The following is a 26,411-nucleotide window of genomic DNA, read 5'->3' as shown; positions in this document are numbered from 1 at the left end:
CCTCTTCGCCAAGATGTGATATAAATCAACATCTTGCAGAACACCACAGCACTATACCCTTATTGGTGCTTTCATAAGAAATAGAGAAAATAAAGGCTCGCAACTGCGAGCCTTTATTCATTTCTCGCCCACAACGCACAAAACTTTACGCCTCCGCAACTGCATATTCATTAACGAATACTGTATGCATACACAGCAAGAACCAGAGCGAGGCACCCCCTTGCCGGTGATAGCCTTCCTGCTATCGCTCATTAAAGTATCTTGAATGGGGCCCTGCTGCGCAGTTTGTTTCTTGAAGCACACGCTCGTGCCTAATCTCATCTGCAGATGTGCAGCTTGTTCCTCGTTTTACGCCCTTTGCGCATCTTGGCAGACATGCTTATTTATTAAGCAGACCAATCAGTACTTGCGTTTATGAGAGTCCCTGTCATGCGACAACGCCACCCAGATGCACTCCCACATCAGCAGCTTCTATCCAAAATATGCGCCAGGCCCCAGAGTGATTTGAAGGCCTGACGAGCCTTCATTCAATAACGTCTCCTGGCCCGCCTCATGCCTCTGCTTTGTCAATCAATGCGGACTTTGCGGGGCCGTAAAAGAGCGGAACCAGCTGGATGAGCTCCTCTGCGGCATCCCAGAACTGTTTGTCCAGCTCATCGATGCGGCCGGAGAGCTCGTCGGGAATACCGGCGTACAAATCGTCCATCGTAGTAACTTCATCGGACTCGGCAATGGGGCCGACAAGGCGCCAAAACTCAGACACTGTCCCGAAGGTATTCATCGCCTTCACCTCGATGAGAGCCTCCAGCGCTACGTTTACCTCCGCTATGCCCCAGTTACCCAGAAACTGCAGCAGACCGCCGTTGTAGCCGTCTGCGATCAGCCGCCAGAGGGCGACCAATGCACGGGCACGGGGATCGAGTCGGCCCGCGTTCCAACCGGCGTCCTTGAGCTCCGCCAGCGCCGCCTCAAACAAAGCATCCTGCTCCAGGCTCCAGACATTGATGGTCCCCTCTTCAGAGACTTGACCTGCACTTGGCCAGTTCACACCTCGTCGGTCCGCCGTATGCACCCATTTCGAGCGCTCCGATGCACTCATTGCGGCGACCCTGGGCCCAGCCCAAGTCAGCGGGGCTGCAAGCGTTCGTCCGTCCTCCAGAATAACGAGGATGCGCTCGTTCTCGAAGATCACATCGACAATGGCAGACCCAACAACCGGAGACACGTCCACTTTCATTTCACTCCCCTCTAAGACTGGCCTTGATGGAAGCAACGGTGCTTTCGCAATTACCTGCGCACAACCGCGTGCTTCCGATCCCCCTCAAAAATGCAGACCCGATTGCGGCCCTCTGCCTTGGCTGCATACAAAGCCTTGTCCGCACAGGTAAGCAGATGGTGGATGGCGCCCGTCTTTCTGACCGTGGTGGCCACACCAATGCTCACCGTCGCCGAAATGGATCCACCGCCATCCAGTTCAATCCGATGGGCTTGCACAAAGCTGCGAATGCGCTCTGCCACCTTGATGGCCTCGTTTCTTGAACATCCAGGCAGAAGGACTGCAAACTCCTCACCTCCCAAGCGCCCCACCAGATCCGGTATTCTCACCGCCGCCTGAATCTGCCCGGCCGACGCAGCCAGCACCATGTCTCCAACCGCGTGACCGTAGGTATCATTGACTGCTTTGAAGTGGTCTATATCGAGCATCAGAAGACTCAGATGCGACCGGCTACCCGGCGCCGCCTGGGCCGCCTGAATCACCTTGTCTGACTGAGCAAAAAAGGCGCGGCGTGTCAGCACGCCGGTCAGCTGGTCTTCTGCCGCAATGCGCTCAAGCTCCTGCGCCAGCCGCTCCCGCTCCTCGGTGGCCTTATAAGCCTCATGAATGTCGGTGCTGGTGCCGAACCAGCGCACGATCTTCCCGTCTTCATCCCGGATCGGCAGAGCCATTACGCGCAGCCATCGGTATTCCCCCGAAAAATGTCGGAAGCGATAGTCGATGTCATAGGCACCGCCGGTATGCAAGGCGTTCTGCCAGGTCGTCCACACGCGATTCCAGTGCTCGGGGAAAACAAGTGCCTTCCAGGTATGTTCATCGGCATCTTGCGGGTTGATGCCGGTAAATTCACTCCACCGTCGAGAGAAATAATCATGCTGCCCGGTTTCATTGCAACTCCAGACAATCTGCGGCAGGGCTTCGGTCAGCGTCTCGAAATGAAACCGGCTTGCTGCCAGCGCCGAAGCTGTTTCCATTTGCTCCGTCACTTCCACGACGACTCCCAGAAACTGGGTGACCTCGCCATCCTCTTCCCTGCCTGGGTTGCCCGAAGAAACCACCCAGCGAATCTGCCCCGCAGGGCCGGCCACCCGGTAGAGGCAACGGTATGCCTTTCGGGTTTGCACAGACTGCAGAATTGCTGTCGCCACCCTCTCCCGATCCTCTGGATGAATGGACGCATGGAAGCGACTGACCGCAATTCCTTTTTGGCAATCGTCTTCCGGCAGGCCATACATCCGCGCGACATTGGCATCGGCCTTGCTGATCTGCGTCGCCAAATCCACGGTCCAGGTTCCCACCAGGCCCGAACCCTCCAGCGCGTAGCGCAGCCTTTGCTCAGAATCTGCCAAATGATGAACGCGCTGCACCAGACCGGTGACGTCACACGGAATGCACAGAGCGGCAAGGGGCCGCCCGTCCGCACCCACGACTGGCGTAAAGTCCAGATGCAGCCACTGCCTGTGCAACTCTCCCTCTACTTGTACATGAAACGGGTGCTCGCGCAAGCTGCTCGACTCTCCCTGCATGGCCCGATTCAGCGCAGAAGAAAAGAGCGCAACATGCTGCGGCATCACATCCAGCACCGACTGCGCATTGCATGAGCCAGCACTCCGGGTAAAAAGATGCTGAGCGCTTTCATTGGCCAAAAGCACGCCCGCTGAGCCCAGCATCAACGCCATAGGCGCCTGCGCATACATCATCATGGTTGCGATGGAGACAAGGGCCCGATCCCATTGGTCAAAATCAGGCAGGCCAGCCGAGCGCCAATCCAGATTGGCTTGTGAGCGCAACCAGTCAGACATGACTGGTGCGGCATCTTTGTCCTCGGAAATCTGGCACAGATCAGGCATTTCCAGCTACTGGCAGTGTTTCGGGAATAGTACTCCTATCCTGCCCCATTCAACCCGAGTTGAACCTGTTTCACGATCCCGCAGCCTGTTCTGCAGCGCAGAGAACGTTGCAGCTGCAATCAACGTGTGCAACCAAAGCTTTTCATTCGCCGCCAAGCTTTTACCTCGCTATACAGGCATCTTCAGATGCATCCACGGTTCAAGGCGCCCCAACCTGTTCACTCAGGCAATTGCGGATCCATCACCCATGGCCTCTCCTCCTTCATAAGGCACAAATCCGCTTTCATGTTCGTTGACCCGCAGCGGTTTGCCCACGAAGGGAAAGGCGCGTTGCGGGCACGCGCTGCGTTCACAGACCTTGCAGCCCATGCCGATGGGGGTGGCGGCATGCAGGTTGCGCAGGTCCAGCCCTTTGGAATACACGAGCCGCGCCGCGTGCTGCAGGTCACAGCCCAGGCCGATGGAAAAGGTTTTGCCCGGGGCGCCCCAGCCGTGGCCCGCATGGCTGATGGTGCGGGCAATCCACAGGTAGATGCGCCCGTCGGGCATGCTGGCCAACTGCGGCACGATGCGGCCCGGCTGGGCGAAAGCCTCGTACACCCCCCACAGCGGGCAGGTGCCGCCCGTCTTGGAGAAGTGAAAATGCGTGGCCGATTGGCGTTTGCTGATATTGCCTGCGCGATCCACACGGATGAAGAAGAACGGCACACCCGGCGCATCGGCCCGCTGCAAGGTCGAGAGGCGGTGGCATACGGTCTCAAACCCTACGCCAAAGTGGCGCGCCAGCAGGTCAATGTCGTACTGCAGGCTTTCAGCCGCCTGCAAAAAATCGCCATAGGGCAGCACAAACGCCCCCGCCACATAGTTGGCCAGCCCCATACGCGCAAGGCGCCGCGTGGCGTCGTCCTGCCAGTGGCTGGAGTTCAGCACCTGCTCGATCAAGCCGTCAAACTCCAGCAGCGCCAGTTGCGTGGCCAGTTGAAACGCCTGCTGGGCAGGGCGCAGCTTGGCTGCCACATAAAGGGTACGCGTGGTGGCATCAAAGCTGCGGTGGCGATCGTGGTGCGGAGAGTGCAACACCAGTACACGGTGCCGGGCCTGCAGACGGTACTTCAGCCACTCCTGTTGGCTGCTGCCCTGCGCGCCAGCTTGCTCCCTGGCCTGCCGGGCCAGATTTTCGGCGGCGCGGTCCAGCGCATCAAAGTGGTTGCGATGGGCAAAGAAAAAGTCGCGTACCGCCTCAAACGGCATTTGCCGGTGGTGCCCGGGTGGCTGGATGGGCGCGACGCCCTCGTCCAGCTCCGCGCGCCCATCACCCAGGCGCGCAGCCAGGGCCTCCAGCCGCTCGGTATCGGCCAGATGGCGCTGGTGCATGGACAGGAGCGCCTGCGCCAGTTGCGGCAGCCGGGACGCTACCTCGCGCAGCTCCGGCAATGGCACCGCGCCTTGCGGCGACGGCAGGGCGGCCATGGCATCGCGCAACTGGGCCAGCAGGCGCGCTTCCTCATCTTCCGAGAATTGCTGGATGTCCACGCCCAGCACCTTGTGGATCTTGAGCAGCACCGGCACGGTGAGCGGGCGCTGATCCTGCTCGATCTGGTTGAGGTAGCTGGGCGATAGCTCCAGCGCCTGCGCCAGCGCGGCCTGGGTCATGCCTCGCTCGGCGCGCAGGCTGCGCAGTCGCACGCCCATGAAGGTCTTGGCCATTTCTTCCATCTCCACTCTGGTGACTCACCGAAAAATTTGCAAACTTCGCAAATTCTCCATTCCTCTTTCGCAAGAATTCGCCAATTCAGGCCTAGGCTTATCACACGTGATTGCGTAGATTGCGAAGTATGGCAGATTCATCGACACCCCAGCCTGTGTTGATCGAGCCAGCCCCCACTTCAGGAGATTTGTATGCGCATCGTGGCAGAGCCCAACATCCAGCCTGCAGCCCCAGCGGCTGGCAGTTTCAAACCCAAGAAATCCGTGGCCCTGTCGGGCGTGACGGCGGGCAATACCGCGCTGTGCACCGTTGGCAAGACCGGCAACGATCTGCACTACCGTGGCTACGATATTCTCGACATCGCCGAGGTCTGCGAATTCGAGGAAATCGCCCATCTGCTGGTGCACGGCAAGCTGCCCACCCGCGCCGAGCTCAGGGCCTACAAGACCCGGCTCAAATCATTGCGCGGCCTGCCCGGCAGCGTGAAGGCTGCACTTGAGCAATTACCTGCAGCGAGCCACCCCATGGATGTGATGCGCACCGGCGTATCCGCCCTGGGCTGCGCACTGCCCGAGAAGGACGACCACAACCTGGCAGGCAGCCGGGACATTGCGGACCGGCTGATGGCCTCGCTTGGAAGCATGCTGCTGTACTGGTACCACTTCAGCAATTCGGGCCGCCGCATTGATGTGGAAACCGACGATGAGTCCATTGGCGGCCATTTTCTGCACCTGCTGCATGGCATCACGCCATCGGACAGCTGGGTGCGCGCCATGCATACATCGCTCAATCTGTATGCCGAGCACGAATTCAATGCGTCCACCTTCACTGCCCGCGTGGTGGCAGGCACCGGCAGCGATGTGTATTCGGCCATCACGGGCGCCATCGGCGCGCTGCGCGGCCCCAAGCATGGCGGTGCCAACGAGGTGGCCTTCGAGATCCAGAAACGCTATGACAACCCGGCCGAGGCAGAGGCCGATATCCGGCGGCGCGTGGAGGCCAAGGAGGTGGTGATCGGTTTCGGCCACCCGGTCTACACCGTCAGCGACCCGCGCAACGTGGTGATCAAGGGCGTGGCCAAGCAGTTGTCCGACGAGGCAGGCAGCACCAAGATGTACGACATTGCCGAGCGCCTGGAATCAGTGATGTGGGAGGTCAAGCAGATGTTCCCCAACCTCGACTGGTTCAGCGCCGTGAGTTACCACATGATGGGCGTGCCCACAGCCATGTTCACGCCACTGTTCGTGATTGCGCGCACCAGCGGCTGGGCCGCCCACATCATCGAGCAGCGGCAGGACAACAAGATCATCCGCCCCAGCGCCCATTACACCGGGCCGGACGACCAGCAGTTTGTGCCAATTGATGAGCGTCAATAAGCACCAGGCCTCATGACTGGCTCGCCCATGCAGACCCATTCCCTGTGCATCGCCATTGCCGACAAGCTGCGCACGCGCATCTTGAACCACCAGATGCCACCGGGCAGCGATATCACGACGGTGCGCTGGCCCGGGAGTTTGGCGTGAGCCGCACGCCGGTGCGTGAAGCGATGAAGCTCCTGTGCCACGAGGGCCTGCTGACCGCACAGCCCCGGCGAGGGATGAGCGTAACGCAGCTCACGCCCGCCCAGGCAGCCGAAGCCCAGCAGCTGTGCAATCTGCTGGCAAGCCACCTGGCGCTGGTGCAAGCCCAGCCCTGCGCAACCAGCACCGGATTGACGCGCCAGCTCTATGGCGTGGCCCACGCCCGCCTGCAACTGGCGCGCGGGCCGGATGCCTGCATGTCCCTGAACTTTTCCCCCACGCCAGCCGCGCCGGCCCAACCCGCCCTGGCCGACTGATAACCACGAGAAGACCGAACCATGCGCACGCCCCCCAGCAGCAACCTCTATCGCCAGCCATTGGCAGGCACCTCGCTGCATTACTACAACGCCCAGGCCGCAGTGGATGCCATTCGCCCCGGCGCCTGGGCCACGCTGCCCTATACCAGCCGCGTTCACGCCGAAAACCTGGTGCGCCGCTGCGATCCAGCCATCCTTACCGAATGCCTGACCCAGATCGCGTTGCGCAAGCGCGAGCGCGACTTTCCGTGGTTTCCGGCCCGTGTGGTGTGCCACGACATCCTGGGCCAGACTGCGCTGGTGGATCTGGCCGGCCTGCGCGATGCCATTGCAAGCCAGGGGGGCGATCCAGCGGCGGTGAACCCGGTCGTGCCCGTGCAGCTCATCGTGGACCATTCGCTCTCCGTGGAGTGCGGTGGATTCGATCCGCAGGCCTTCGAAAAGAACCGCGCCATCGAAGACCGGCGCAACGAAGACCGCTTTCACTTCATCGACTGGTGCAAGCGCGCCTTCCAGAATGTAGACGTGATCGCACCGGGCAACGGCATCATGCACCAGATCAATCTGGAGCGCATGAGCCCCGTGATCCACGCCATCAACGGCGAAGCCTACCCTGACACGCTGGTGGGCACCGACAGCCACACGCCGCATGTCGATGCGCTCGGCGTCATCGCGGTGGGCGTGGGAGGGCTGGAAGCGGAGAGCGTGATGCTGGGGCGCGCCTCGTGGATGCGCCTGCCCGAGATCGTTGGCGTTCAGCTGCATGGCAAGCGCCAGCCGGGCATCACAGCCACGGATATCGTGCTCGCGCTGACGCAGTTTCTGCGCCAGCAGAAAGTGGTGGGCACCTATCTGGAATTTCTGGGCGACGGCGCGCGCAGCCTCACCATTGGCGACCGCGCCACCATCTCCAACATGGCGCCCGAATATGGCGCCACGGCCGCCATGTTTGCCATTGACGAGCAGACCATCGACTACCTGCGCCTGACAGGGCGTGAGCCCGCGCAGGTGCAACTGGTGGAAACCTATGCCCGCCAGGCAGGCCTGTGGGCCGACACGTTGGAGCATGCCGAATACGAGCGCACCCTGCACTTCGACCTGTCCTCCGTCGTGCGCAATATGGCGGGTCCCTCCAACCCGCATGCGCGGCTCCCCACCACCGATCTGGCCGCGCGAGGCATTGCCGGTGCATGGGTGGAGGAAGAAGGCCGCATGCCCGACGGTGCGGTCATCATCGCGGCCATCACCAGTTGCACCAACACCAGCAACCCGCGCAACGTGATCGCCGCCGGCCTGCTGGCGCGCAATGCCCGCAACCTGGGCCTGGCGCGCAAGCCCTGGGTCAAATCATCGCTGGCACCGGGCTCCAGAACGGTGCCGCTGTACCTGCAGCAGGCGGGGCTGCTTGGCGATCTGGAAGCGCTGGGCTTTGGCGTGGTCGCCTTTGCCTGCACCACCTGCAACGGCATGAGCGGCGCACTCAGCCCGGCCATTCAGCAGGAGATCATCGACCGCGACCTCTACACCACGGCCGTACTCTCGGGCAATCGCAACTTTGACGGACGCATCCACCCTTACGCCAAGCAGGCGTTTCTCGCCTCGCCGCCACTGGTGGTGGCCTATGCAATTGCAGGCACCATCCGCTTTGACATCGAAAACGACGTGCTGGGCGTGCACCAGGGGCGCGAGATCCGGCTCAAGGACATCTGGCCCAGCGATGAAGAGATAGACACCGTGGCGAAAGCGGCCGTGAGGCCCGAGCAGTTTCGCGCCGTGTACGAGCCCATGTTCGCCATTCATCAAAGCGCCAGCGCCCAGCAAGAAGCGCTCTACCCCTGGCGCCCGCAAAGCACCTACATCCGCCGCCCGCCTTACTGGGAAGGCGCCTTGGCAGGCAAGCGCACGCTGCGCGGCATGCGACCTCTGGCCATCCTGCCCGACAACATCACCACCGACCATCTCTCGCCCTCCAACGCCATCCTGATGGACTCCGCCGCAGGCGAATACCTGCATCGCATGGGTCTGCCGGAAGAAGACTTCAACTCCTACGCCACCCATCGCGGCGACCATCTCACGGCCCAGCGCGCCACCTTCGCCAACCCCAAGCTGTTCAACGAAATGGTAAGGAACGCCGATGGCAGCGTGAAACAAGGCTCTCTGGCGCGCGTGGAGCCGGAAGGCCGCGTCATGCGCATGTGGGAAGCCATAGAAACCTATATGGACCGCAGGCAGCCGCTCCTCATCATTGCCGGGGCCGACTACGGCCAGGGCTCCAGCCGTGACTGGGCCGCTAAGGGCGTGCGCCTCGCAGGTGTGGAAGCCATCGTGGCAGAGGGCTTCGAGCGCATCCATCGCACCAACCTGATCGGCATGGGCGTGCTACCACTGGAGTTCGCAGCCGGTACCACACGCCTGACGCTGGGCCTGGACGGCACCGAAACCTTTGACGTGCTTGGCACGCGCAAGCCGCGCGCCCGCCTGGTATTGGCAGTGCACCGCCGTGATGGCTCCAGTTTTGAGGTACCGGTCACCTGCCGCCTCGATACTGCAGAAGAAGTCAGCATCTACGAAGCCGGTGGCGTTCTGCAACGATTTGCGCAGGATTTTCTGGCTGAAAATGATGAAAAACTGCTGGAGCCGCAAGTGTAGAAGGCGCCAGACGCTATCAAATTTGATGCATCAGATACAAGCCAACATGCAGGATGCCGCAGCCTGCACGCAAACCACACAGAAAGACAGCATGAGAGACCAGCAACGGCCAGCACCGCAAATCAGGATTGCCGCCACCTACCTGCGCGGCGGCACCAGCAAGGGCGTGTTCTTCCTCCTGCAGGATCTACCAGCCGCCGCCCAGCAGCCAGGCCCCGTGCGCGATGCCATCTTTCTGCGCGCGCTGGGCAGCCCCGACCCGTATGGCAAGCAGATCGACGGGATGGGGAATACGTCGTCCAGCACCAGCAAAGGCGTCATCCTGAGCCGGAGCACGCGCGAAGGCCACGATGTGGATTACCTATTCGGCCAGGTCTCCATCGACAAGCCCTTGGTGGACTGGAGCGGCAACTGCGGCAACCTCAGCGCCGCCGTCGGCCCCTGTGCCATCCACATGGGACTGATCCGCCCGGAGAGAATTCCGCACAACGGCATGGTCACCGTGCGCATCTGGCAGGCCAATATCGGCAAAACCATCGTGGCGCACATTCCCATCACCGAAGGACAGGTCCAGGAAACCGGGGATTTCGAGCTCGACGGCGTCACCTTCCCCGCCGCCGAAGTGGCGCTGGAATTTTTAGACCCGGCCGATGAAGGCGAGGCGGGTGACACAGGCGCCGGAATTTTCCCCACCGGTAACCTGATCGACCAATTGGACGTACCCGGCATCGGCCGCTTTGCCGTGACCATGGTCAATGCCGGTATCCCCACCATCTTCGTGAACGCCGGTGATCTGGGCTACACCGGCACCGAGTTGCAGGACGCCATCAACAACGACGCAGACGCCCTGGCCAGGTTGGAAACCATCCGCGCCCACGGCGCGCTCCGCATGGGCTTGATCCACGATCTGGCAGAGGCGGCCACGCGCCAGCACACACCCAAGATTGCCTTTATGGCACCACCCCGGGGCTATCAGGCAGCAGGCGGCAAAAGCGTTGAGGCCAGGGACATCGACCTGCTGGTACGCGCCCTCTCCATGGGCAAGCTGCACCACGCCATGATGGGCACCGCAGCTGTTGCCATTGGCACCGCCGCAGCAGTACCCGGCACGCTGGTGAACCTGGCTGCAGGCGGGGGCAAGCGCCAGACCGTGCGCTTTGGCCACCCGAGCGGCACGATGCGGGTAGGCGCCGAGGCCCGGCTCGTCAACGGTGAATGGCAGGTTACCAAGGCCCTGATGAGCCGCAGCGCGCGGATTCTGATGGAAGGCTGGATTCGGGTGCCGGGCGAGGTGCTGCTTGCCCGGTAGCTAGCCATCAACACACCAAAACACCATTCCGCGCTTTACTCAAGCACGCCTTCCGCTATCAAAAACAGAGAAGACGAGAGAGAAACCATGAATTCCAGGCAGCAACTCCAAGCCTTGGCCGACGCACGCCGGGGCGTCATCGTGCCCGGCGCCTTCAATGCCCTGTCGGCACGGCTGATCGCCGACCTGGGCTTTGAAGCCATTTACGTGACGGGTGCCGGTGTCACCAATATGTGGTTTGGCATGCCCGACCAGGGCTTCATGGGCCTGACCGACATTGCCGACCACACGGCCCGCATCCGCGACGCGGTGGAGGTACCGCTGCTTGTCGATGCCGACACAGGCTTTGGCAATGCCCTCAACACCTACCACGCCGTGCGCACGCTGGAGCGCGCAGGCGCCGACTGCATTCAGCTCGAAGACCAGGTCAGCCCCAAGCGCTGCGGCCACTTCAATGGCAAGGCGGTGATCGAGACCAGCGAAATGCTGGGCAAGATCAAGGCTGCGGTCGACGCCCGGCGCGACGAAGGCACACTCATCATGGCCCGTACCGATGCGGCTGCCGTCCACGGTTTCGAGGCTGCCATCGAGCGCGCCCAGGCCTTTGAGGAAGCAGGCGCCGATATCCTGTTCGTCGAAGCCGTGACCGAGCAGGCACAGGTGCGTGCCCTGCCCCAGCGCGTCAAGGCGCCCCAGCTCATGAACATGGTGATCGGCGGCAAGACGCCCATCTTCAACGCCGATGAACTGGGGCAGTTGGGCTTTGGCTTTGTGCTCTACGCCAACGCGGCCCTGCAGGGCGCCGTGGCCGGCATGCAGAAGTGCCTGACACTGCTGCGCGATACCCATCAGGTGAACGAAGACCCGGCCATCGTCGCCCCGTTTCTGGAACGCCAGCGCCTGGTGAACAAGGATTTCTGGGATTCGCTGGAGCAGAAGTACAGATAGGTACAGACGAGAACGGTGGTGCAGCCAGATGGATGCAGGTAGGGGCCGAGACTGGATGACCTATTGCCCCCCAATCACCTTGGCCATGGGGTTGATGGAGCAGCAGACGGCACGGCATCCCGGGTGCAGCCACCGCCAGCTGGCTGGCCCGCTTGTATGCCCAAAGAAAAGCTGACGACCGGCAAATGGGTCTCATCCCGCTGCCAGCGGCTTGCGTGCAAGGGCAATGAAGGCCTGCAGGTAATCAATGTGCAGATCGGCTTCGCGCGCGCCCAGGTAAATCTGCTTGGCAATGCCCTTGGCGCCCAGGCGCAGCGGCACCACGGCCATCTTCTGTGCGTATTCCAGCGCCAGCCAGCGCGGCAGCGCAGCCACACCACGTCCGCTGGCCACCATTTGCATCATGATGTCAGTGGTCTCGATGGCCTTGTGGCGCCGGGGCGTAATGCCCTTGGGCAGCAGAAACTGGGTGTAGATGTCGAGCCGGTCCACCGCAACCGGGTAGGTGATGAGCACTTCGCGCGCCAGATCCGCTGGGCGCACGTAGCTGGCAGAAGCGAGCGAATGGCTGGCCGCCACCACCAGTACCTGCTCGTAATCGAACACCGGCTCAAAGTGCAGACCGGGCTTGAACAAGGGATCGGGCGTGACCAGCATGTCGATCTCGTAGCCAAAAAGCGCGCCAATGCCACCGAACTGGAATTTCTGCTTCACGTCCACGTCCACATCCGGCCATGCCGCCAGATACGGCGAGACGATCTTGAGCAGCCACTGGTAGCAGGGGTGGCATTCCATGCCGATGCGCAGGCTGCCGCGCTCGCCCTGCGCAAATTGCTGCAGGCGCGCCTCGGCCAGATCGAGCTGCGGCAGCACGCGCCCGGCCACGGCCAGCAGGTATTGCCCCGCCTGCGTCAAGCGCAGGCTGCGGCCTTCGCGCAGCCAGATGGCGGTGCCCAGCTGGCCTTCCAGCTTTTTCATGCTGTGGCTGAGCGCCGACTGGGTCACGCACAGCACGTCGGCCGCGGCGGTCAACGAGCCTTGTTTTTCAACCTCTTGAACGATGGCGAGATGAATACGCTCCAGCATAGTTGAACAAAATTCATTGATACGTGAAATAAAACCATTTTACTTCATATATCAAATCCAAGACGATGCGTGCGTCGCCCTCGGAACGTATCCACGTTCACAGACGGGGCCTGTTCATTGAATACCGGAATATCTGCATGACCACCATCCACAACCTCGGCTTTCCACGCATTGGCGCACGGCGCGAACTCAAGTTCGCGTTGGAGTCCTATTGGAAGGGCGAATCCTCGCGCAGCGAACTGAAGGCTCTGGGCGCCCAACTGCGCGCACGCCACTGGGCCAGCCAGCAAGACCTCGATCTGGTGCCCGTGGGCGATTTCTCCTTCTACGACCAGGTGCTGGACATGAGCTTCGCCCTGGGCAACCTGCCCGAGCGCGTGCAGGGTTTTCATGGCGATGCGCTGGACAACTATTTCCGCGTGGCCCGTGGTCGCTCGGCAACCACCCCAGAAGCCCCGTGCTGCGGCGCAGGCGTGGCCGCGGGCGAGATGACCAAGTGGTTCGATACCAACTACCACTACATCGTGCCCGAGTTCACGGCGGACACCCGGTTCCAGCTTGATTCCACGCGCCTCGTGGAGCAATTGACCGAAGCCCGCGCCCAGGACGTGCGCGCCAAGCCTGTGATCATCGGCCCGGTGACCTACCTCTCCATCGGCAAGGCCAAGGATGGCGCTGACAAACTGGGCCTGCTGGAGCGCCTTCTGCGCGTCTACGCCGAGCTGCTGGACACGCTTGCTGCGCAGGGCGTGGAATGGGTGCAGATCGATGAGCCGATCCTGGTGACCGAGCTGGACGCCGACTGGCAGCATGCACTCAACACCGCCTACCACCATCTCAAAGCCTGCAAGGTCAAGATCCTGCTGGCCACCTATTTTGGCGAACTGGCCGAAAACAAATACCTGGCAGCCAATCTGCCCGTTGCGGGCCTGCACATTGATGCTATCCAGGGCCAGGGCGATGTGCAGCAACTGCTGGGGCTGCTACCCGCCCACAAGGTACTGTCGCTGGGCGTGATCAACGGCCGCAATATATGGAAGACCGATCTGAACGCCGTGCTGGACTGGGTGGAACCGCTGGCCGAGCAACTGGGCGAGCGCCTGTGGATTGCCCCTACCTGCTCCCTGCTGCATGTGCCTGTAGATCTGGACAGCGAGCAAAAACTCGATGCAGAAGTCAAATCCTGGCTCGCCTACGCACTGCAAAAGCTCAATGAGCTGCGCGTGCTGGGCAAGGCGCTGTCTGATGGCCGAGCGTCGGTAGCCGCAGAGCTTGCAAGCAACGCAGCGGCGTTGAAAGCGCGGCGCAACTCGCCCCGTGTTCACAACCCGGCAGTGCGCGCCGCCGTGGCGCAGCTCACCCCAGCGCTGGGCCAGCGCCAAAACGCCTACCCCGTGCGCGCGGCCAAGCAGGCGGCCCGGCTTGGCCTGCCCGCCTTCCCCACCACCACCATCGGTTCGTTTCCGCAGACCGCAGAAATCCGGCATGCACGCAGCGAATTCAAGGCAGGCCGGTTGGATCAGAATGGCTACCAGACCGCCATGCGCGCCGAGATCGCGCGCAGCGTGCGCGAACAGGAAGCGCTGGATCTGGACGTACTGGTGCACGGCGAAGCCGAGCGCAACGACATGGTCGAGTACTTTGGCGAACAGCTCGACGGTTATGCCTTCAGCCAGTTTGGCTGGGTGCAGTCCTATGGTTCGCGCTGCGTGAAGCCGCCCATCCTGTTTGGCGACATCAGCCGACCCAAGGCGATGACGGTGGAATGGACCCGGTTCGCCCAGTCGCTCACCAGCCGTCCGATGAAGGGCATGCTGACCGGCCCGGTCACCATCCTCAACTGGTCATTCGTGCGCGACGACCAGCCACGCTGGCAGTCATGCTACCAGCTGGCCCTGGCCATCCGTGAGGAAGTGCTCGATCTGGAAAAGGCTGGTGTGCGCATCATCCAGATCGATGAGGCCGCACTGCGCGAAGGCCTGCCGCTGCGCAAATCACAATGGCAGCAGTACCTGCACTGGGCGGTGGAATCGTTCCGCATCACCGCCAATGGCGTAGGCGACGAAACACAGATCCACACCCATATGTGCTACTCGGAGTTCAACGACATCATCGCGTCGATAGCAGATATGGATGCCGATGTGATCACCATCGAAACCTCCCGCTCGGACATGGAATTGCTCGGCGCCTTCGAGAACTTTCAATACCCCAACGAGATTGGCCCGGGCGTGTACGACATCCATTCGCCCAACATCCCGACACAGGAACACATTGTGGGCTTGATGAAAAAGGCGGCAGAGCGCATTCCGGCGCAGCGCCTGTGGGTCAACCCGGACTGCGGCCTCAAGACCCGCCAATGGGCCGAGGTACTACCGGCATTGGCACAGATGGTGGCCGCAGCCAAGGTTTTGCGCAACACGGCACTGGCACAGAAGGATGTGGTGGAAGCAGCCGTTTGACGGTGTGCAGCAGGGCAGGCCGCCGCAATGGCTTGCTCGGCGCTACTACAGGCTGGCCAGAATCTGCGCCTTGCTGCGCTCCTTCAGTTCTGACAGCTTGCGCACCGTTGCGGCGTGCGGCCGCGCCTTGCCTTGCTCGTACTTGTAGATGCTTTGGCCTGTTACCCCAACCAGGGCACCATACTGCGCTGCCGACAACCCGATTTTCTGGCGGTGCACCGCCAGCCGCGACGGACTGAAGCGCCGCTGGACGCCAGCTTCGGCCGCATCACTGGCAGTTGCCGCTGCTTTGGGCGCCTGCGGGCCTTTGCTGGCCATCTTGCGCACTTCGGCGATTTCACGCTTGAGCGCGGCGATGGCCGAGCGTTGCGCGCTCACCGCCTTGCGCAGGGATTCGATCTCTGCGCGGATTTCCTTGCGGGCCACGCGTGTGATCTCGGATTTGAGGAGTGCAGCAATATTGGGCATGAGCCATTTTGCGACATCTCGCCGATTTCTGGCAAATAGTACAAGCCCCAGCCTGCCAACGCTCCCTGCAAAGCCTCGTCAAAAGTAGTTGCCGAGCAAGGAGGCAACTTCAATCAGCAGCAGCACGGCAAACATGCGCGCCAATCCGGAAAGGTCGGATTCCGGGCCCAGAACCTCTTCATCGCGCATGCCGTAGGGGCGGTACATGGCAGATGCCGTGGGTATCAAGGCCACTGCCAGGCTGAACAACAAAGTCTTGAGGGCAAACAGCCAGGTCACCATGGGACTGAACACGTTGCCGAACATGCGGGTATATAAATCCACCCCCACCAGGCTGAAGCCGTAGACACTGAAGTACACCATGACCAGCGACACCACACAGGACAGCGCTGCCAGCGTGATCGATGCATACATGCTGGCAACCACCAGCGGCAGCATCTCGCTGCGCACCGGATCAAACCCCTGTGCGCGCAGGCGGCCAAAATGCCCGCTCTCGCGCAGGCGCGCCAGCGTGGCCCCCGCCGGAATGGAGCAGCGCATGGCCACAAACAGCGCTGCGGTCAGTGGAATCAGCTCCAGCACCAGCACGCGGATCACCATCTCCACCGCCACGCGCGAGAGGCCGTAGCTCGTTGCGGTAACGAAGACAATGCGCGCCACCACCAGGCACAGCAGCGCCGCCAGCGCAGTAAACCCCAGCAGGATGGGCGCCGTATCCACATACATGCGCCGCAAAAGCCGCGCGCGGGTCACCGCGCCATAGCTGCTGGGCGTGAGCAGCATTACCAGTACTACAGCGCCCAGATACACAATGCGCCACCAGGCCACCACCCAGCGCTGCGTGGTGCGCCACAGGCGGTGAGGCCATTGGGGTTGAAGCAGGCTTGCCAACATAGGAAGAATCATAGGCCATGGTGAGGCTGGCCAATCCCGGCACCGTCCTCGCCTGAAGGCATGCAGAATCAACGCCTCATGACTGCAATGCTGAAATTTCGTACCTAAAAGGATAGGTAGCGCTCGTCCACATTAGGCCATCTGCTATAAATTTTATTGCTTGCAAAACAACCCAGCCATTGAACGGCAACGATTTTCCGCGTCAAACATGGCGCTTTACAGCAGAGCCCACGGCCGCCACCAGGTCCTGCATGTCGGCGCGCCGGTGCAGCGCCTCAATGGTGCGGCAGACGCCAGAGTGCCCATCGCAGCAGTCCCGCAGTGCCACCAGCTCCTTTTCCAGCGTCTGCAACTCCTGCAGACGCTCGCGCACATGGCGCAGGTGCGTGTCCACCGTCGTACGGGCAGCGGCGCAGTCCTCTGCACTGTGCCAGTCGAGGGCAAGCAAAGAACGCACTTCGTCCAGGGACATGTCCATGGCGCGGCACAGGCGGATAAAACGCAGCTGGTGAATTTCAGCATCGCTATATAAACGATAGCTACTCTCGCTTCTGGCACCGGCGCTGAGCAGGCCTTCCTTCTCGTAATAGCGGATGTTGGCAGCCGATACGCCAGAGCGTGCCGCCGCTTCGCCGATTTTGTAGAGTGCGCTGGTTGCAACCATGGCTTGACTTTAAAGTGACTTCAAGGTTTCCAATCTTCGCATGAGCGATAAAAACCTGACAGCTTCCATCCATCCGGATCTTCATTCGGATTCCCATTCGCACCCCCACTCACACGCCCACACGCATACCGGTGAACATGGTCATGCCCGCAGGCATGATCACCAGGCACACGGGCACCATGGCCCCGCTACCGCCAGCACCGAATCTGGCGGTGGCGGCTCTACCCAAGGGGCCGCCGGGTGCTGCGACTGCGGCACCATCGATCTGAGCTTCGGCAAACGCAAGGCGGCCCCGGCTGGCGCGCACAGCCACGATGGACATGACCACGCCAGCGAAAGTGGTGATGACCATGGCCACGACCATGGCGCCCTGCCCGGCTGGGGCCGCATCGGCGCAGCCCTGGTGGCAGCCGTGGCCGCGGAAGCCTTTCACTGGGCGAGTGGCGAACCCGGCAGCGCCAACTACAACGTGCTGCACTACGGCGGCATGGCGCTGGCCCTGGTGGCCATTGCGTTGTCGGGCCTGGGTGTCTACAAGGCGGGCATCAAGGGCCTGCTGCAGCTCAAGCTGGGCATCCATGCGCTGATGGCGGTTGCCGTCACCGGCGCCTTCATCATTGGCCAGTGGCCCGAAGCAGCCATGGTGATGGCGCTGTATGCCGCCGCCGAGCGCATTGAAGACATGGCCATGGACCGCGCACGCAATGCCATACGCGACCTGCTGAATCTCGCTCCGCAAGAAGCCGATGTAGTGCAGCCCGATGGCAGCACGCAGCGCATGCTGGCCGCCGATGTGCGCATGGGCTCGGTGGTGCGCATTGCGCCGGGTGCACGTGTTCCGCTGGACGGCACAGTCACCCAGGGCCAGAGCGCGGTCGATCAGGCGCCCATCACCGGCGAAAGTACGCTGGCCGAAAAATCCGTAGGTGACCCTTTGTATGCCGGCAGCGTCAACCAGCAAGGCGAGCTGCAGATGCGTGTGGACGCCGCCCCCGAGCAAAGTCTGATCAGCCGCATCGTGCGCGCGGTGGAAGAAGCCCAGGCCTCCAAGGCGCCCACACAACGCTTTGTGGATCGCTTTGCCGCCATCTACACCCCCATCGTGCTGCTGCTGGGCATCGCGCTGGCCGTGATCGCCCCGTTCGCCATGGGCTGGACCTGGACCCAGTCCATCTACCAGGCCCTCGCCCTCCTCGTGATTGCCTGCCCTTGCGCATTGGTCATCTCCACGCCGGTCACGGTAGTGAGCGCGCTCACCGCTGCAGCCAGGAATGGCGTGCTGATCAAGGGTGGCAGTGCACTGGAAGGCGCCCGCAACCTGCGCGCCATTGCGCTGGACAAAACCGGCACACTGACCACCGGTCAACCCCAACTGATGGGAGTTCAGGTATGGGGCAACCTGCCCTCGGGCGAAGAAGAGCGCATCGCATGGCAACTGGCAAGCCGCTCTGACCACCCGGTCTCTCGCGCCATTGCAAAAGGGCTGGAATCTTTCGCTGCCCACCTCTCCAGCCACACTACGCAGGATGTAGAGGCGCTGCCAGGCCGGGGAATGGCGGCTACCGTTGATGGATCGCGCTATGTGCTGGGCAATCTCCGCCTGATGCGCGAAATGGGCATTGCCAGTGAAACCCTGGAAGAAGCGCTGCAGCGCCACGAGCAGCAGGGCCATACGGTCACACTGCTCGCCGATGAGCGCTCGGTCCACGCCATTTTCGCCGTCGCCGACCCGCTGCGTGCGCAGGCACCCGAGGCCGTGCGCCAATTGCAGATGGTGGGCGTGCAGCCCGTGGTGCTCAGCGGCGACAACAGCACCACCGTAGCCACCATCGCGTTGCAGGCTGGCATCTCGCAGGCCCAGGGCAATCTGCTGCCGGAAGACAAATTGCGCATCCTCGGCGAGATGCAAACCGGCACCGGCCCCACCGCCATGGTGGGCGATGGCATCAACGATGCCCCAGCCCTTGCCAAGGCGGACCTGGCCTTTGCCATGGGTGGCACCCACGCCACCGACATGGCGATGGAAACCGCCGATGTGGTGCTGATGAACGATGACCTGCGCCGCATTCCACAGACCGTCGCACTCTCACGCCACGCCCATGATGTACTGTGGCAGAACATCACACTGGCATTGGGAGTGAAGGTGGTGTTCTTTGTACTGGCGTTGACGGGCAATGCCAGCATGTGGATGGCCGTGGTAGCTGACATGGGGGTGAGCCTGCTGGTCGTGGCCAATGGACTGCGCCTGCGGCTGTGGAAGGGCTTTGCCCAGTAAGCCCCCGGCCGCACCCTGTGAAAAAGCGCGGAAGCATCCGCGCTTTTGCTTTTTTGGCGTGCTCACATTCAACGGGCCTGACTGGCGCAATTGGCACAATTGGCGCAGTTGGCGCAATTGACTCAGCCGGCACGAGCGCTGGTCAGTACCTCGATACCAACTCTGTTTCTCAAGGCTGCTTGTGCGCAGCCTTCCACTGCTGCACGGCTTTGAGGGTCTGCTGCACATGCTCGATCGGGTCGCTGCCTTCGTGCATGAACAGCACCTTGCCGTTGGGCGCGATCACATACGAAATGCGCGATGCCGTGCCAGGGCGTGCGGCCGATCCGGCATCGTAGGCCTGAATGGCCTTTGCCTCGGGATCGGATGCAACGACAAATTGGTCTCGGCAAGCCTCGGTCGAGAATTTCTGCAAGGTGGCGATATCGTCATGCGATATGCCCACCACCCGCGCCCCAAGGGCTGCAAATTGCGGCGTGGCCTCGGCAAATGCATGGGCCTCCAGGGTGCAGCCCTGTGTGTATGCCTTGGGAAAAAAGTACAGCACTACCGGCCCGCCCTTGAGGGCAGCCGCCATATCAAACGGCTGCGCCTTGCCCGCCAGCGCAGACTGCGTCGTGAATACAGGCGCCGTCGCCCCTACCGCCAAGGCGGCTTGCGCGGGTGCAGCCAACCACAGCATGCCGGCAGTGGCAAGCACCGCTGAAATCATCTTGAAAGCCATTGCCTATCCTTTCAGTACTGTTTGCGCCAGGCCGCAGCCTTCGTATACGGTCTTCGTATTTAGGCAGCACGGCCAGCGCGCTTTTCGCGCGCTCCTCGTGGTCATTGCATCACAGGTCTGCAACAGCGAAGTCATCCAACGGCCACAACCCCATAGAATACGCAACTTGGCGTGATGGCATACATCATCACCGCATTGGCCGTATATACACCCTCCCACACCCTGCAATTCGCCTGAGACATGCGATGGTGTGATTCCTACAGGAGACAAATTCGATGATCCAACAAGTTCTGCGTTTTGGCGTCATGGCTGTGGCCCTGGGCGCCGCAGCCGGGGCCCAGGCCCAAGCCCCCGCCAGCGACTACCCTGGCAGTAAGCCCGTTCGCATGATCGTGCCCTTCCCGCCAGGCGGAGGCACCGACATCCTCTCGCGCATCATTGCGCAGAAGCTGACCGAACACAACCACTGGACCGTGGTGGCCGACAACCGCGCAGGCGCGGGCGGCACCATTGGCATCACCGAAGCCACCAAGGCCCAGCCCACCGGCTATGACATCGTGATGGGCCAGAAGGACAACGTGGTGCTGGGCTACTACCTGTACAAGGGCCTGCCCTGGAACCCAGCCAAGGATCTGACACCGATTGCCCATGTGGCCTACTCGCCCGTCATCATCGCCACCGCAGAGACCAGCAAGTTCAAGACCTTGAATGATGTGATCGCCGCAGCCAAGGCCGACCCGGGCAAGATCACCTACGGCTCGCCCGGCAACGGCACCAGCATTCACATTGCGGGCGTGCTGTTCGAGAAGGCTGCGGGCGTGAAGCTGACCCACGTGCCATACAAGGGCTCCAACCCTGCCCTGGTCGACACCCTGTCAGGCAATGTCGATCTGCTGGTGTCGTCCGTGCCATCGGCCATTGGCCAGATCAAGGCCGGAAAACTGCGCCCACTCGCCGTTACCTCTGCCAAGCGCAGCTCGTCGCTGCCTGATGTGCCTACCGTGGCCGAGCTGGGCATGAAAGGTTTTGATGTGAGTACCTGGTACGGTCTGTTCGGCCCCAAGAACCTGCCAGCACCCATCGTTACCAAGCTGAACACCGAAGTGAACAAGCTCCTGGCCGACAAGGGCGTGCAGGAAGCCATCCAGGCCCAGGGCGCCGAGCCTCAGGCCATGTCAGTGGCCGATTTCGACAAGTTCTTCCACCAGGACTTCAAGGATTCCAAGGCCATCGTCGAATCGTCGGGTGCAGCGATCCAGTAAAGCTGATCGCCTCCAAATAGAAAGCTGCCCGCGCTTGGTATACAAGCGCGGGCAGCTTTTTTTCAAGAAACAAAAAGTGCGTAGGCGAGATCAGGCGTCGTCGCCCTGAAAGGCCCGACGCCGCAAGGTCACCACCAGCGTGTCGCGGTGGCCACCCGATTCATCCAGTGGCTGGATGGGCGTGCTCTCGTGGATCATGCGGGCATCATCGAGCAGCATCAGCGACCAGGGCTCGGTCAACGTAAAGCGCAGCCCTTGCGGGCCTGCCGCATCGAAAACACGGGTCTCGCCGCCTTTGATATTGGTGCGCCCCACCAGAAAAACCGCCACCAGATCGACCCCATCGCGGTGCGCGCCCTCTGGCGTAGGACGACCGATACCATCGGTAGTATCGATACGGAACTGGTGCGCTTCGGTGTACCAGGCCTCATCGGCACCAGAGTCGAACAGCGCACTGGAGGTGCGCCCCAGCGCCAGCAGCAGCTGCATCCAGGCGGGGTTGTCATTGGTGGCAGGCAATACCGGCTCGAACCAGCGCTGCATGCCTCCATGCAAGGCGTTGTACTGCACCGGCTGCCAGTGCGCCCGGTGCGCCACGGCCCGCACAGCGCCCGATTGCACCACGTAGCAGGAATGGCGGCGCTTGCGGTACCGGCCGCCATCCTTCAGATAGGCGTCATCGGGCATATCGTTCCAGCTGCCAGCCAGCTGGGGCAACAGTTCACCATCACACTGGGCCCAGTGCGCCACGGTTGCAGGGCTGAGCACTGCATAACCGTATGCACGCAAGGTGCTGTCCACGTTTTGGGCATCGCAATAGGGAGGAGGAAAGGCTTGCATGTTGATTCGTCTTCAGAATGCGGGGAGATTAGACCTCATGCAATGGCATTGCATCGCCATGGTGTTTTCGGCCTGCACATAAAAATGTGGGGCTGCGTACACACGCAGCCCCACGCGGAGCCCTCCCTCCGCTGAAGTGTTTGGCAGCCTGGCAAGACACATCGCTTGCATTTCATCTTTGCAGCCGTGCTGCCTTGAATACAGGCCTGCAGAAGTCCAAAAAAACGTACGCACTTCCGCCTTGTTGCCCCCAACGGTATGGATTCTATGAAAATTCGAAGGCTTGATTAACAATTATTAATAATTGACACCGATTTTTATTAACTGAAATCAATAATGCAACCGAGCAGGCACAAAAAAGGCCCCGCAACGGGGCCTTTTTGTGGCTGCGCGGCCCATTGGTCATGGAAGCCACCGCTTACTGACGCACCACAAGCACAGGGATGAGACTGTCGCCAAGTACCCGCTGCGTGACACTGCCGAGCACCAGCTTTTCCAGGCCCCGGCGGCCGTGAGAGCCCATCACGATCAGATCGGCACCGGTGGTCTTGGCCGCTTCCATGATGCCGTCATGCACCGAATGGCCTTCGCCCATTACCGTATCGACCGGAATGCCTGCCTGCTCCATGGCGGATTTGACGCTGTCGAGCGCCGCATGGGCATCCGCCGTCGCAGCGGACAGATACTGTGCCTGGCCATATGCAAAATCGGCGCCCACGCCCGTGAATGGATAGGGATCGATCACATACACGGCGGTGACCTGGCTGCCGAACACCTTGGCAAGCCCTGCAGCCTGGTTGACTGCCAGCATCGATGTGGGTGAACCATCGACCGGAACCAGAATGTGTTTGAACATGGTCTCTACTCCTTCCAGTTGTTGCGCTTGTCATTGGTTGTACCGCAATTCAGATAGCAGGGCAAACCCAAAACGCAGGAATCAATGGATGGATGCATGGAGATTGGGCCAGGAGGCGCAGCACTCCATGCAAGCAACACCCAATGCCAGAGCGACTTACCGGGCATTTTTGGTGGGACAGCCGCGCTCTGCAACGCCGCCATTCGCAACCTTGCTGTGGCGCTGTCATGCACTTGATAGCAAGCGCCGCACGCGCCTCCATAATGACCAGATTCTGGTCGCTGACGCTGCACGGCGTCTGCTCCCATCCTTCATGCAAAAGGCCGATCATGCCCACCACCCTGCGCCCTCTGGGCCGCTCTCCTCTTCAAGTCTCGCCACTGTGTTTTGGCGGCAATGTGTTTGGCTGGACAGCGGATGAATCCACCAGCTTCAGCCTGCTGGATGCCTGGCTCGATGGGGGCATGAACTTTGTCGATACCGCCGATGTCTATTCGCGCTGGGCGCCGGGCCACCAGGGCGGTGAATCCGAGACCATGATCGGCAAGTGGCTGCGCAAATCGGGAAAGCGTCACCAGCTCGTGCTGGCCACCAAGGTGGGCAAGGAGATGGGTGAAGGCAAGGTCGGCCTGCGCCCCGACTACATTCGCCAGGCGGTTGATGCGTCGCTCAAGCGCCTGCAGACCGATTACATCGATCTGTACCAAACGCATGATGACGATCCCAATGTACCGATCGAAGATGTGATGGGAACCTTTTGCGAGCTCATCCAGCAAGGCAAGGTTCGCGCAGTCGGTGCCAGCAATTACAGCGCCGCGCGCTTCGCCCAGGCCCTGCAGACCAGTGAAAAGCACCGCCTGCCACGCTATGAAAGCCTGCAGCCCCTCTACAACCTGTATGACCGTGCCGTGTTCGAGAAAGAGTTGCAACCGCTGTGCCTGCAAAACGGTGTGGGAGTGATCAATTTCTACTCTCTGGCCGCGGGTTTTCTGACCGGCAAATACCGCACGGCAGCAGACGCTGGCAAGAGCCCGCGCGGTGCCAAAACCACCAGCCTGTACCTCAATGAACGCGGCCTGCGCATTCTGGCCGCCATGGAGGAAGTTGCCGCGCGCATTGGTGCCGAGCTGGGAGAAATCGCAGTCGCCTGGGTGATGCGCCAGCCCGCCATTGCATCGCCCATTGCCAGCGCCTCCAACATGCAGCAGATGCAATCGCTCATCAAGGCGAGCCAGCTGCAACTCGATGATGACGCCATGGCCCGCTTGAACGCTGCCAGCGCGCAAGCCTGATTGCCACCAGAACAGGATGGCGAGCGTGCGCCAGCTGTGGGCTGGCGGCCGGTTTTTCTACATTTTCAGCAGTTGCGGCAGCAGATCGGCCGATGTACCTTGCAGCCGCATATCGGCCACCTGGTCCAGCCCCGTGGCCTGGGGGTTGATGATGACTACACGGGCCCCTCCGCGCGCCGCGATGTGCGCCAGCCCGGCGGCTGGGTAGACGTTGCCGGAGGTGCCCACCACCAGCATCACATCGCAGCCCTTGGCGGCGTCCTGCGCCTGCTGCAGCTCGGCATGCGGCAGGTTCTCGCCAAACCAGACCACCGCAGGGCGCAGGTAGTTGCCGCAGCCCGGGCACTGGGGCGGGCCATCGTCTTCGGTAAAGCGCATGTCGCAGCAGGGCTTGGGCGGCAGCAGCCAGCGGTTTTCCATCAGGTTGCCGTGCAGGCACAGCACCGTGCTGCTGCCTGCGCGCTGGTGCAGGCCATCGACATTCTGCGTGACCAGGGTGAGCCGCTCGGGATGCTGAGCCTGCCACTGCGCCAGTGCGAAGTGGCCCGCATTGGGCGCCACCTCGGACACCAGCCGGCGGCGGTACTGGTACCAGTCCCAGACCCGCTGTGGATGGGCCAGATACCCGGCTTCGCTCGCCATGTCTTCCGGGCTGAATTGCGCCCAGAAACCCGTCTGCGCATCACGAAAGGTTGGTACGCCCGACTCGGCGCTCACGCCAGCGCCTGTGAGCACCAGCAGGTGGCGCGCATCGGCAATCCATTGCGCCACCAGGGCGATGTCAAAGGCAGAAGCGTGCGAAGGGTTGTGGCTGGGAGCGGCGGGCATGCAGAATGGCGATAAAAACAGGGGAGCCAGCATACGGCAAGCGCAATGCACTACAGCAGCGCTGCGGCATCGCGGAATGCAGCGCCACTGCCTCCAACCTGCCCTGAGCTTCTGAGATTCCCTCAAATGCCCTTAGAACCTGTTCAAAGTCTCCTCGCGCCGCGACAGTACCTTGGCGCGACGAGATGCGAGGGGTGCGCCTAGCGGCGCAGTACCGCAGCAATAGCACTGCTATTGCGAGGATCTGCTACGACGTAGATCGTCCCTGCGGGTTGGGGCGAAATCGGGCGATTTCTGCGCACTACATCTCGCTTGGGCATGAGCCCAAGCTTCGCTACATCGCTTGAACCCATCCCCATTGGGCTCCAACGCGGTTGCGTAGAGACTTTGAACAGGGTCTTAGATCCCCTTTTCCACCATGGCCAAAAGCCGCAGCCCCAAGGCCTTGCGCTGCTCTGGCGTAGCGCTGCGCAACGGCCCATCGATGCTGAGCATGGCCATGCCGTGCACTGTGGACCATGCGAGAAACTCGGCCCCCGGCCTGCGCTCTGGCGGAAGCACGCCCGCTGCGGCCATGGCATCCAGCGCGTAGCTCAGCAGCTCGTATGGGTTGAGGCCTTTGTCCGCCGTGCGGCTGGGGTCTGGTGGTACCTTCACATCAAAGGCGCCAGCAGCAAATGCCGTGCGAAACCAGCCAGTCTCTGCCTCTGCAAAACGCAGATAGCCGCGCCCAACCGCCGCCAGCAGGCCCCGCGCACGCGCAACCGCATCAGGCAATTGCTCGGCAGCCTTCATCTCCTGCTCTATCGCCTGTGCCAAGGCTCCCAGCGCCGCGGCGCGTACCGCTTCAAACAATGCCAGATGGTTGGCAAAGTGCCGGTAAGCCGCATTGGGTGCCACGCCAGTGAGCCTGCTCACTTCACGCAGAACAACGGCTTGGGGCCCTCCTTCGCGGGCCAGCGCCAGCCCTGCCGCCACCATCGCCTGGCGTAGATCTCCGTGGTGGTATCGGTCTCTCGAACTCATTCGCAATCAATCACTCATCAATGGCGCCGTAGCGGGGAAGCGTCAGCCAGACGCCTGCTTACACCCGGAAACGCGCACCTCTAAAAAAAATGTGGACACTGTTCATTTTAAGCAGCAGAATGTGTGAACAGCGTCCACATCAACCTTTGTTTGCAGTCTT

At 61.7% G+C, this 26,411-nt stretch carries 22 protein-coding genes; 9 read left to right on the top strand and 13 right to left on the bottom strand.

Annotation, left to right across the window (positions count from 1 at the left end):
* Positions 1–550: 550 nt before the first annotated feature.
* The 3 genes from HNP33_RS11910 to HNP33_RS11900 all read right to left on the bottom strand — a co-directional run bounded on the left by HNP33_RS11910 (position 551) and on the right by HNP33_RS11900 (position 4,833).
* Positions 551–1,237: a DMP19 family protein gene (locus tag HNP33_RS11910; protein WP_184708544.1), complete on the bottom strand. Its 687-nt coding sequence runs from the start codon at positions 1,235–1,237 to the stop codon at positions 551–553.
* A gap of 50 nt (positions 1,238–1,287) precedes the next feature.
* Positions 1,288–3,078 carry a diguanylate cyclase gene (locus tag HNP33_RS11905; protein WP_184708546.1) on the bottom strand — a complete coding sequence of 597 codons (1,791 nt, stop codon included), beginning with the start codon at positions 3,076–3,078 and terminating at the stop codon, positions 1,288–1,290.
* 270 nt (positions 3,079–3,348) lie between these two features.
* Positions 3,349–4,833: a short-chain fatty acyl-CoA regulator family protein gene (locus tag HNP33_RS11900; RefSeq protein ID WP_184708548.1), complete on the bottom strand. Its 1,485-nt coding sequence runs from the start codon at positions 4,831–4,833 to the stop codon at positions 3,349–3,351.
* Between the two features lie 192 nt (positions 4,834–5,025).
* Here HNP33_RS11900 and prpC point away from each other — a divergent pair, with 192 nt between their 5' ends.
* The 5 genes from prpC (at position 5,026) to HNP33_RS11875 (ending at position 11,577) form a co-directional block, all read left to right on the top strand.
* Positions 5,026–6,210, top strand: coding sequence for a bifunctional 2-methylcitrate synthase/citrate synthase (gene prpC, locus HNP33_RS11895; RefSeq protein WP_184708550.1), 1,185 nt, complete (start codon positions 5,026–5,028; stop codon positions 6,208–6,210).
* Positions 6,211–6,353: 143 nt separating this feature from the next.
* Positions 6,354–6,671 carry a hypothetical protein gene (locus HNP33_RS21050; protein ID WP_325064934.1) on the top strand — a complete coding sequence of 106 codons (318 nt, stop codon included), beginning with the start codon at positions 6,354–6,356 and terminating at the stop codon, positions 6,669–6,671.
* A 21-nt stretch (positions 6,672–6,692) separates the two neighbouring features.
* The gene (gene acnD, locus HNP33_RS11885; RefSeq protein WP_184708552.1) at positions 6,693–9,320 is read left to right on the top strand and encodes a Fe/S-dependent 2-methylisocitrate dehydratase AcnD; all 2,628 of its coding nucleotides are present in this window, start codon (positions 6,693–6,695) and stop codon (positions 9,318–9,320) included.
* Positions 9,321–9,411: 91 nt separating this feature from the next.
* The gene (gene prpF / locus HNP33_RS11880) at positions 9,412–10,629 is read left to right on the top strand and encodes a 2-methylaconitate cis-trans isomerase PrpF (protein ID WP_184708699.1); all 1,218 of its coding nucleotides are present in this window, start codon (positions 9,412–9,414) and stop codon (positions 10,627–10,629) included.
* Positions 10,630–10,716: 87 nt separating this feature from the next.
* Entirely contained in the window at positions 10,717–11,577 is an 861-nt protein-coding gene (locus tag HNP33_RS11875; RefSeq protein ID WP_184708555.1) for an isocitrate lyase/PEP mutase family protein, read from the top strand.
* A gap of 192 nt (positions 11,578–11,769) precedes the next feature.
* Here HNP33_RS11875 and HNP33_RS11870 read toward each other — a convergent pair whose 3' ends face one another.
* On the bottom strand, positions 11,770–12,663 hold the full coding sequence (locus HNP33_RS11870) for a LysR family transcriptional regulator (protein WP_184708557.1): 894 nt from the start codon (positions 12,661–12,663) through the stop codon (positions 11,770–11,772).
* A gap of 137 nt (positions 12,664–12,800) precedes the next feature.
* On the opposite strand from HNP33_RS11870, the gene metE reads away from it, so the two are divergent.
* On the top strand, positions 12,801–15,122 hold the full coding sequence (gene metE / locus HNP33_RS11865) for a 5-methyltetrahydropteroyltriglutamate--homocysteine S-methyltransferase (RefSeq protein ID WP_184708559.1): 2,322 nt from the start codon (positions 12,801–12,803) through the stop codon (positions 15,120–15,122).
* A gap of 45 nt (positions 15,123–15,167) precedes the next feature.
* Here metE and HNP33_RS11860 read toward each other — a convergent pair whose 3' ends face one another.
* From HNP33_RS11860 to HNP33_RS21045, 4 genes are all read right to left on the bottom strand, one after another.
* Entirely contained in the window at positions 15,168–15,590 is a 423-nt protein-coding gene (locus tag HNP33_RS11860; RefSeq protein WP_184708561.1) for a helix-turn-helix domain-containing protein, read from the bottom strand.
* 78 nt (positions 15,591–15,668) lie between these two features.
* The gene (locus tag HNP33_RS11855; protein ID WP_184708563.1) at positions 15,669–16,484 is read right to left on the bottom strand and encodes an MlaE family ABC transporter permease; all 816 of its coding nucleotides are present in this window, start codon (positions 16,482–16,484) and stop codon (positions 15,669–15,671) included.
* 202 nt (positions 16,485–16,686) lie between these two features.
* A complete protein-coding gene (locus HNP33_RS11850) occupies positions 16,687–17,148 on the bottom strand; it encodes a Cd(II)/Pb(II)-responsive transcriptional regulator (RefSeq protein WP_184708565.1) in 462 nt (153 codons plus the stop codon).
* Between the two features lie 109 nt (positions 17,149–17,257).
* A complete protein-coding gene (locus tag HNP33_RS21045) occupies positions 17,258–17,581 on the bottom strand; it encodes a hypothetical protein (RefSeq protein ID WP_233464503.1) in 324 nt (107 codons plus the stop codon).
* Between HNP33_RS21045 and HNP33_RS11845 the strand changes: the two genes are divergently transcribed.
* On the top strand, positions 17,561–19,423 hold the full coding sequence (locus tag HNP33_RS11845; protein WP_418903840.1) for a heavy metal translocating P-type ATPase: 1,863 nt from the start codon (positions 17,561–17,563) through the stop codon (positions 19,421–19,423). The two genes, HNP33_RS21045 and HNP33_RS11845, sit on opposite strands and share 21 nt — an antisense overlap.
* A gap of 169 nt (positions 19,424–19,592) precedes the next feature.
* Here the strand turns inward: HNP33_RS11845 and HNP33_RS11840 are convergent, their stop codons facing one another.
* Complete coding sequence (locus HNP33_RS11840) at positions 19,593–20,147, bottom strand: peroxiredoxin (protein WP_184708570.1); 555 nt, start codon at positions 20,145–20,147, stop codon at positions 19,593–19,595.
* Between the two features lie 275 nt (positions 20,148–20,422).
* Here HNP33_RS11840 and HNP33_RS11835 point away from each other — a divergent pair, with 275 nt between their 5' ends.
* Positions 20,423–21,409 (top strand): Bug family tripartite tricarboxylate transporter substrate binding protein, encoded by a 987-nt coding sequence (locus HNP33_RS11835; protein WP_184708572.1) that lies wholly within the window; start codon positions 20,423–20,425, stop codon positions 21,407–21,409.
* Between the two features lie 90 nt (positions 21,410–21,499).
* Here the strand turns inward: HNP33_RS11835 and HNP33_RS11830 are convergent, their stop codons facing one another.
* Positions 21,500–22,255 carry a 2OG-Fe dioxygenase family protein gene (locus tag HNP33_RS11830; protein WP_418903841.1) on the bottom strand — a complete coding sequence of 252 codons (756 nt, stop codon included), beginning with the start codon at positions 22,253–22,255 and terminating at the stop codon, positions 21,500–21,502.
* A 412-nt stretch (positions 22,256–22,667) separates the two neighbouring features.
* Entirely contained in the window at positions 22,668–23,105 is a 438-nt protein-coding gene (locus HNP33_RS11825; protein WP_184708576.1) for a universal stress protein, read from the bottom strand.
* A gap of 329 nt (positions 23,106–23,434) precedes the next feature.
* Between HNP33_RS11825 and HNP33_RS11820 the strand changes: the two genes are divergently transcribed.
* A complete protein-coding gene (locus HNP33_RS11820; protein WP_184708578.1) occupies positions 23,435–24,397 on the top strand; it encodes an aldo/keto reductase in 963 nt (320 codons plus the stop codon).
* Positions 24,398–24,454: 57 nt separating this feature from the next.
* On the opposite strand, the gene HNP33_RS11815 is transcribed toward HNP33_RS11820, so the two are convergent.
* Complete coding sequence (locus tag HNP33_RS11815; RefSeq protein WP_184708579.1) at positions 24,455–25,225, bottom strand: SIR2 family NAD-dependent protein deacylase; 771 nt, start codon at positions 25,223–25,225, stop codon at positions 24,455–24,457.
* 399 nt (positions 25,226–25,624) lie between these two features.
* Positions 25,625–26,251, bottom strand: a complete 627-nt coding sequence (locus HNP33_RS11810; RefSeq protein WP_184708581.1) for a TetR/AcrR family transcriptional regulator — start codon at positions 26,249–26,251, stop codon at positions 25,625–25,627.
* Positions 26,252–26,411 lie beyond the last annotated feature (160 nt).

It is taken from the genome of Comamonas odontotermitis (genome assembly GCF_014207855.1).
Classification (GTDB): Bacteria; Pseudomonadota; Gammaproteobacteria; order Burkholderiales; family Burkholderiaceae_C; genus Comamonas; species Comamonas odontotermitis_A.
Note: the sequence above shows the minus strand (reverse complement) of the source record. Positions and strands in the feature narration are given on the sequence as shown.